Origin of the sequence: Paraburkholderia sp. GAS32 (assembly GCF_050434225.1) — a bacterium.
Taxonomy (GTDB): domain Bacteria; phylum Pseudomonadota; class Gammaproteobacteria; order Burkholderiales; family Burkholderiaceae; genus Paraburkholderia; species Paraburkholderia madseniana.
Genome location: NZ_JBNPVS010000044.1, coordinates 73,955 through 81,334, shown reverse-complemented (window position 1 = coordinate 81,334; position 7,380 = coordinate 73,955). Strand labels below are relative to the sequence as shown.

At 62.8% G+C, this 7,380-nt stretch carries 7 protein-coding genes; all 7 read right to left on the bottom strand.

Annotated features, from left to right (window positions below; translation table 11 throughout):
• Positions 1-275: 275 nt before the first annotated feature.
• A complete protein-coding gene (locus P3T25_RS37440; RefSeq protein ID WP_168435864.1) occupies positions 276-836 on the bottom strand; it encodes a phosphonate degradation HD-domain oxygenase in 561 nt (186 codons plus the stop codon).
• A 4-nt stretch (positions 837-840) separates the two neighbouring features.
• A complete protein-coding gene (gene phnY / locus P3T25_RS37435; protein ID WP_154564287.1) occupies positions 841-2,292 on the bottom strand; it encodes a phosphonoacetaldehyde dehydrogenase in 1,452 nt (483 codons plus the stop codon).
• Positions 2,289-3,545 carry a phosphonoacetate hydrolase gene (phnA, locus tag P3T25_RS37430; RefSeq protein ID WP_154564289.1) on the bottom strand — a complete coding sequence of 419 codons (1,257 nt, stop codon included), beginning with the start codon at positions 3,543-3,545 and terminating at the stop codon, positions 2,289-2,291. The genes phnY and phnA overlap by 4 nt, the downstream gene beginning before the upstream one ends.
• Positions 3,546-3,602: 57 nt before the next feature.
• Positions 3,603-4,337: a phosphonate utilization associated transcriptional regulator gene (locus P3T25_RS37425; RefSeq protein ID WP_154564291.1), complete on the bottom strand. Its 735-nt coding sequence runs from the start codon at positions 4,335-4,337 to the stop codon at positions 3,603-3,605.
• 94 nt (positions 4,338-4,431) lie between these two features.
• Positions 4,432-5,295, bottom strand: a complete 864-nt coding sequence (gene phnV / locus P3T25_RS37420) for a 2-aminoethylphosphonate ABC transport system, membrane component PhnV (RefSeq protein ID WP_154564293.1) — start codon at positions 5,293-5,295, stop codon at positions 4,432-4,434.
• A complete protein-coding gene (locus P3T25_RS37415; protein WP_154564295.1) occupies positions 5,285-6,229 on the bottom strand; it encodes a 2-aminoethylphosphonate ABC transporter permease subunit in 945 nt (314 codons plus the stop codon). The genes phnV and P3T25_RS37415 overlap by 11 nt, the downstream gene beginning before the upstream one ends.
• A complete protein-coding gene (gene phnT, locus P3T25_RS37410; RefSeq protein WP_054039278.1) occupies positions 6,207-7,307 on the bottom strand; it encodes a 2-aminoethylphosphonate ABC transport system ATP-binding subunit PhnT in 1,101 nt (366 codons plus the stop codon). Before phnT ends, P3T25_RS37415 begins: the two co-directional genes overlap by 23 nt.
• Positions 7,308-7,380 lie beyond the last annotated feature (73 nt).

The following is a 7,380-nucleotide window of genomic DNA, read 5'->3' as shown; positions in this document are numbered from 1 at the left end:
AGCAGAGAAACGAGATTATGAAGAACTTTCGCTACGCCGTCAACAGGTTTTTCTAACTTCCTGAACCCGCTCACATCGCGCAAAGCCTTGCCACTACTGGCTCTCCCGCTCCCCGTGCCCCGGTGTCCGAAGCACGAAAGAGCGAGATTCTAGCGAGCCGGACGGCCCCTTGCAAGCGTTATTTTGATACGCATGGACTGCGCCAGAAATGGCGCGAGAATTGAAAACGAGTGGCACAACAAGCTCACCCGACGCTCAGCCGAAAACCACCTCGTTCAGGTGGCCACGTGCTTCTGCATCACGCGCTCGACTACGCCCAAAAAATGATCGAGCCCCGGCGTCGCACGGTTCTCTTCTTTTGCGCGATCGTCCCATTTACGCAGACGCAATGCGTCTTCCGCGTAGGGTTTCTGCAGGAACGCCTCAGCCTCTTCCTTGCTGAAGATGCCGCCTTGCAATTCCAGGCTCCGCACCGAATCAGCGGAAAGCTGGCCGAAGTACGCATCGTCGATTGCGCAGAGACAGCGCTTGGCGTCGACGTGCAACCGGATCGGCTCCAGCACCGCGTCCGACAACACCGGCCGCAAGAACGGTAGCGCGAAATACTGATGCAGATCGTCGATGCCCCGCTCCGTCGGCGTTTCGCCTTGCAGATTCAGCAAATGGCCGAGGTCGTGCAGAAACGCGGCGGCGACGAGTTCATCGTCCGCATCCGCCTCTTCCGCCAGTGCGCCGCTTTGCAGCGCATGCTCAAGCTGCGTCACAGGCTCACCGCTATAGGCGAGCTTGCCGTATTGCTCATATAACGAACGGATGTCGTTCAGACTCAATGCCACGTTCTTACTCCCAAGGTAATGAAAAGGTCTTCAGATTGGTGAAGCTCTTCATCGCTTCCTGAACACCTTCCTTATAGCCAAGCCCGGAATCCTTGATGCCGCCGAACGGCGTCAGCTCGATCCGGTATCCCGGCACTTCCCACACGTTGACTGTTCCCACGCGCAATTCATTGATGAAGCGCGTGATCGCGTCCTGCCGGTTCGTGCACACACCGGACGACAACCCGAATGGCGTCCCATTGCTGATACGAATAGCGTCGTCGAGCGTATCGAAGGTAATGATCGGCGACACCGGGCCAAACGTTTCCTCGCGCACCAGCGTCATTGACGGGTCGACGCCATCGAGCACCGTCGGCGAATAAAGCGCGCCGTCGCGCTGATTGCCGATGCGCAAGCGCGCGCCACTAGCCACAGCCTCGTTCACACGCGCCTCGAATAGTTGCGCGGCGGCGACGTCGATCACGGTGCCCATCTGATTGGACGCGTCGAATGGATCACCATAGGTCCATGCGCGCGTCTTCTCCACGACCAGATCGGTGAAATCCGCCGCGATGCTCTTCTGCACCAGCATCCGTTTGACTGCAGTACACCGCTGCCCGGAGTTCTTATACGAACCCTGCACGGCTAGTGTCGCCGCACGATCGAGATCGGCGTCTTCGAGCACGATCAGCGGATCGTTGCCGCCCAGTTCCAGCACGACTCGCCGGTAAGCCGCCTTCGCCGCAATGTATTTGCCGATCGCCACGCCACCGGTGAAAGTGACGAGATCGGCCAAAGGATGCGTAATCAGTTCGTCGGCGATTTCGCGCGGATCGCCGGTCAGCACTTGCAGCATCGGTGCCGGCAAACCCGCTTCATAAAGAATGTCCGCCAGAAAAAACGCCGACAACGGCACCTTCTCCGACGGCTTCAGAACCACACGATTATTGGTTGCAATAGCCGGCGCAATCTTATGCGCGACCTGGTTCATCGGATGGTTGAACGGCGTAATCGCGACGATCACACCCGCCAGCGGCTCACGCTGCGAAAACACCCGACGCTTCTTGCCATGCGGCGTGAGATCGCAGGAAAAACTCTGCCCGTCGTCGCGCAGGGCTTCGATCGAGGCGAACTTGAACACATCGGCGACGCGGCCGATCTCGTAGCGCGAATCCTGCTTCGACAAACCCGACTCGAGCGAAATCAGATCCGAGGCCTCCTCGGTCCGCTCCCGCAGCAACGCCGCAGCGCGCTCGAGAATCTGCGAGCGCTCGTAGCGCGTGAGCTTCGCTTGATAGGCGGCGGCGTATTCAAACGCGGCGCGTACATCGTCGATGCTCGCCAACGGGACCGTGCCCACCCGCGCCCCTGTATAAGGATCGAACACATCGAGCGTGCGCGAGCGCGTCGCGTGCTCGCCCTTAAGCCGCAGCGTTTCCGCCCGAAATGCCGGATGATCCCGCAGCACGGCGTTCATGATGCCGACACGTGATTCAACGCGACGTCGAAGATATCGAAGTTGCGCAACCGTTTCCCGGAAGGCAAACCCTCGACGCGGCGATTGAACAGCAACGGCACTTCCTGCTCGGAGATGCCGCCGTGCGAGCGTAACGGCACGGTCAGTCCGGACAGATCGTGCTCATCGCGACGCGTGCCGAGCACCACATGTCGGGTACTCACCACGACGATATCGCCGACGCGGTCATTCGGCAGTTCGAAGCGCTCGCAAGCGGCGTGATTGTCGAGCACGACTTCAATGCCCTGCAATCCGCCGATTCGCTCAATCACCTGCGTAACGCTCACATCGTGCGGCAAGTAAATCGTCGCGAACGAACCGAGCGCGCCGTGATGCACGACATAGGGATCGGTAATCGGCAAGATGACACGGGCGCGGCGAGCACCAAGCCATTCATCAAGCACGTCCTGCAGATAGATCACATTCGGCTCGCCGGTCTTCGGATCATGCTTGGCGTTCATGCCGTGGTCGGCGGTGAGGCCGATCACCCAGCCGAGCGCGTCGAGCTTGGCGAGGTAGCCGTCCATCATCGCGTAAAACGCATTCGCGCCTTCGGTGCCCGGCGCCCATTTGTGCTGGATGTAATCGGTGGTCGACAGATACATCAGGTCGAGCTTGCGGGTTTCAGCAAGCCGCACGCCGGCGGCGAACACGAACTCGGACAAGCCCGCGCTATATACATCCGGCACCGGCAAGCCGACCAGATCGAGTACTTCATCGATGCCGTTTTCTTCGCGCGTCACCTTGTCGGCTTTTTCCGCCGAGAAGCAAATGCCCTCCAATTGCCAGCCGAGCAGCCGGCGCAGCTTGTCTTTCGCGGTGACCACGGCGACCGCCGCGCCTGCGTCCGCCGCGGCAGCCAGCAAGGTCCCCGCGCGTAGATAGGCCGGATCGTTCATCATCACTTCCGCGCCTTCGCCGCCGTTCGCGTCCGGGTCCCAGAAGTAGTTGCCGCAAATGCCGTGAACCGAGGGCGGCACACCGCACACGATCGAGAGATTATTCGGGTTGGTGAACGACGGAATCACACAATCGCCCTTGAAGGCCGCGCCGCCCTTGAGCATCTTGCCGATGAAAGGCGCGACGCCCGCCGCGACCGCGGCTTCGAGGTAATCGTATTCGCAGCCGTCGACGCACACTACGACCGTCGGTTGCGAGGGCAGCCGGTAACTGCGGCCGTTGACTTCGATCGTACGTTCGCTTGCGTTTGCCATCATTACCTTCCATCCGTTGAGAGCACGCGTGCTCTGGTCAATCCGTTGCAGCCAGCCTCAATCGTTCGATGCCGCCGACATCTGCACCGCGCCCAACGACCCCGCCGGTTCGCACGCCTCACGCGCGCGCTGCAGGCCGCCGTTCACATGCGCATGCATCAGCGCCGCGGCATGTTCGGCATCGCGCGAGGCCAGCGCCGTCAGAATCGCACGATGTTCGGCGAGCGAGCGCTCCATCGCGTCGGCATGCACCACCAGCGCGGCGCGGCGAAACAGACTCAACTCGCTCACCAGCCTTCGATATGTCTCATATAGCTTCACATTGCCCGACGCCGCCACGATCGCGTCGTGAAACGCCACGTTGGCGCGCGCGTAGGCATCGTGATCCTGCGCATCGAGCGCGGCGCGCATCGCGTCGAGCCACTCGCGCAACACCGCAAGCTTCTGCGCATCGATACGCGAAGCCAGCATCCGGCACGCCGCTTCCTCAAGCACCGCGCGCACCGCATAAATCTCGTCCGCTTCAGCCAGCGACACCGTTCGCACGAACACGCCGCGGTTTTTTTCGGTGCGCACGAGGCCCGCTTGCTCCAGCGCGCGAAACGCCTCGCGTACCGGCCCGCGCGACACTTGCAGACGCGCGGCCCAGTCGGCTTCGTTGAGTTTGTCGCCGGGTGCGAGCGCACCTTCGATGATGTGCCGTTCGATTTCGTCGCGGACCAGCGTCGTCAGCGAATGCCTGCGCACAACCTCAATCGGATCGACAGAAGCAGTTTGCATATATTCGGTCATTTTGACAAATTTCGCCACATCGATATGTGTTTTCGTGTTTGCGCGCCCGCCGCCTGGCATGCGCCACGCAAACACAACAATCAGAAGGTGCCCGTCAGTCCACCCGACGGCGCGGGACACGCGCCGCGATCAGCAGCAGCGCGGCAAGCGAGACCATCAGCAGAATCAGCGACAACGCGGAGGCCGGCAGGTAATACCCGCGCTCCACTTGCCCAACCACCACGATCGGCACCGTCGCAAAGCCCGGCGGGTACACCGTGAGCGTGGCGCCGAGTTCGCCGAGCGAGAGCGCGAAGCCGAGTGCGAGACTCGCGCGGATCGCCGGCACCAGTTGCGGCAGCACGACGCCGCGCAGCACCATCGACGGCGGCGCACCCAGGCTCGCTGCCGCTTCGCGCAGAATGGTCAATTCCGGACGCAACGCGGCGGCCGCGCAGCGGTAGCAGAACGGCAGCACCAGCGCGAGCTGCACGAACACGACGATGGCCGCCGAGCTCGACAGATCGAGCGGACGCTTGTGGTACGCGATCAGCACGGCCAGCCCGAGCACCACGCTCGGCACGCCGTTGGGCATCATCGCGATGGTGTCGACGAACGCGCCGAGACCGCGCCGGTCACGGCCTTCGAGCGCCAGTGCCAGCCACAGTCCGAGAATCGTGCCGAGCACGGCAACGCCCATGCCGATTGCGAGGCTCGTCGTCAGCGCGTCGAAGTCGCTGGAGCCGAGGCGCTCGAACCAGCGCGTGCTGAGGCTGTCGGGCAGGATCGTGCCCGACCAGTGCCCGGCCACGCTCGACAGCGCGACCACCAGCACCGGCAGGACGAACAGCCAGAAGCACAGCAACGCGGCAAAGCCGAGAAACAGACTGCCGAGTATGCGTACCGGCAGACTGCGGCGCACCGGCCGCGCCTTCTTGTGCATAACCGGCAAAACGGTTGGGTCGAGTTCAACGGCCATGGCCCGCTCCTTTCACCTTGCGACGGTTGACCTGGCGGTACAACGCGTACAGCGACAACGACATGATCAGCATCACGACCGCGCCGGCGGCGGCGGTCGGCAGATCCAGGTCGACGGTCGCCGAGCTGTAGATCGCGACCGGCAGCGTAATCAGATGCGCGCTGCCGAGCACGAGCAGAATGCCGAACTCGTTCAAGGTCAGCAGAAAGCACAGGATCGTGCCCGCGGCGATGCCCGGCCACGCGAGCGGCAGGATCACCTTGAATGCAACCATCCAGCCGCTCGCGCCGAGACTGCGGGCGGCTTCGATCAGACGCATGTCGAGCGTGGCGAACGACGCCAGCGTAGGACGCACGACAAACGGCGCGTAGAAGACCACTTCCGCGAGAATCACGCCGCCCACGCCGAACAGGAAATTGAGCGGCGGCGCCTCGAGATGAAAAAGCTGCTGCAAGGCGATGCTGACCGAGCCTTGCGAGCCGTACAGAAAGATCAGCGTGAACGCGACCAGAAACGACGGGAACGCGACGAACAGTTCGAGGAATCGCGTGACCATACGCGCGCCGGGAAACGGCTTGAAGAACAAGAGCGACGCGAGGCCGATACCGAGCAACGATGCGAGCCCGGCACTCACACACAGAATCCACAGCGTGGTGCCGACTACGCCGCGCGTTTCAGGATTGCCGAAAAACGCCGAGTAGGCCTGCAGGCTCAAACCGTGCGGGCCCGTGAAGCTCAACAGCACCAGACGTACAAGCGGATAGATCACCAGCGGACCCAGCACGACCACCGCAAGGAACAGAAGATGCCATTGCGCCGCGCGTTCGCGTCGCTTCACCGCCGCCGTGTGCGAGGCCGCGCTCGCGCTGCGGCGGGCATCGGCAGCGGCTTCGCTGATCGAATTTGGGGTATCAGGGGTTGATAAGGACGACATCGTCAGCCTCATAACGCAGGGAAACACGCGCGCCCTTCTCCGGCATCATGCCGTGGCCACGCTGCATGGTGACCAGCACGGGCTCGTTAGGCATCGCGTCCAGAGCGACCGACACCGACAACACCGCGCCGTACCATTCGACCGACGTAATCGCGCCATGCAATTGCCCCTCGCCAAGCGGCACGATACGCAGCGCTTCCGGACGCAGACAGGCCACCCGCTCGCGCTCGTTGTAGCGCACGTCGTCCATGCCGAATGCGACCTGCGGCGGCAACAGATTGGCCGCGCCCAGATAACGCGCGACGAAACCGTCGTTCGGCGTGTCGTACAACTGTTGCGGCGTGCCGAGTTGCGCGATGCGGCCTTCGCGCATCAGCAGCGTGCGGTCGGACAGCACCAGCGCGTCGTCCTGATCGTGCGTCACGCAGACGATCGTCAGATTCGGCAGGCGCTCGTGCAGCGCCTTCAGTTCGGAACGCACCGAGGCACGCAGATTGGCGTCGAGTGCGGAAAGCGGTTCGTCGAGCAACAACACATCGGGTTCGATCACAAGCGCACGCGCAAGCGCCACGCGCTGCTGCATGCCGCCCGACAATTGCGCCGGCATGTGGTGCCCGGCGTCGCCCAGTTGCACGAGCTTCAACGCGTCGGCGACACGTCGCGCGACATCCTTCGACTGCGTGCGGCGCGCACGCAAGCCGAAAGCCACGTTGTCGAATACCGATAAATGCGGGAACAGCGCATAGCTCTGGAACAGCAAGCCGAGATTGCGCTTATGCGGCGGCACGTGCGTCAGGTCGTGACCGGCGACGGTCAAGGTGCCCGACAGTCCGTCCGCTTCGATGAACCCGGCGATGAAGCGCAACAGCGTGGTCTTGCCACAACCGCTGCGGCCGAGCACGGTGAGCAATTCGCCGCGCTGAATGGTCAGCGACAGATCGTCGAGCACGGTGCGCGTGCCGAAGCGCACCGTCAGATGGTCGATCTGCACGCCGCCCGGCGTGTTCGAACGCGCGCCGTCGAGCGCGTCCGGTGAGGCGCCGAGCGCGCCTGGGTGAGCAAGACTGGCCGTATTCACCGGGTTCATCCTCCAACTGGATTAATGCTGATACGGCGCCCCGCACGAATGCGAGGGCGCCGCCTGACTCAAT

What these genes read in the sequence shown, in the direction of transcription:
- phnY (WP_154564287.1), bottom strand. Translation starts at nt 2,292, where the DNA reads ATGAACGCCGTGCTGCGGGATCATCCGGCATTTCGGGCGGAAACGCTG.
- P3T25_RS37415 (WP_154564295.1), bottom strand. Translation starts at nt 6,229, where the DNA reads ATGTCGTCCTTATCAACCCCTGATACCCCAAATTCGATCAGCGAAGCC.
- P3T25_RS37425 (WP_154564291.1), bottom strand. Translation starts at nt 4,337, where the DNA reads ATGACCGAATATATGCAAACTGCTTCTGTCGATCCGATTGAGGTTGTG.
- phnV (WP_154564293.1), bottom strand. Translation starts at nt 5,295, where the DNA reads ATGGCCGTTGAACTCGACCCAACCGTTTTGCCGGTTATGCACAAGAAG.
- phnA (WP_154564289.1), bottom strand. Translation starts at nt 3,545, where the DNA reads ATGGCAAACGCAAGCGAACGTACGATCGAAGTCAACGGCCGCAGTTAC.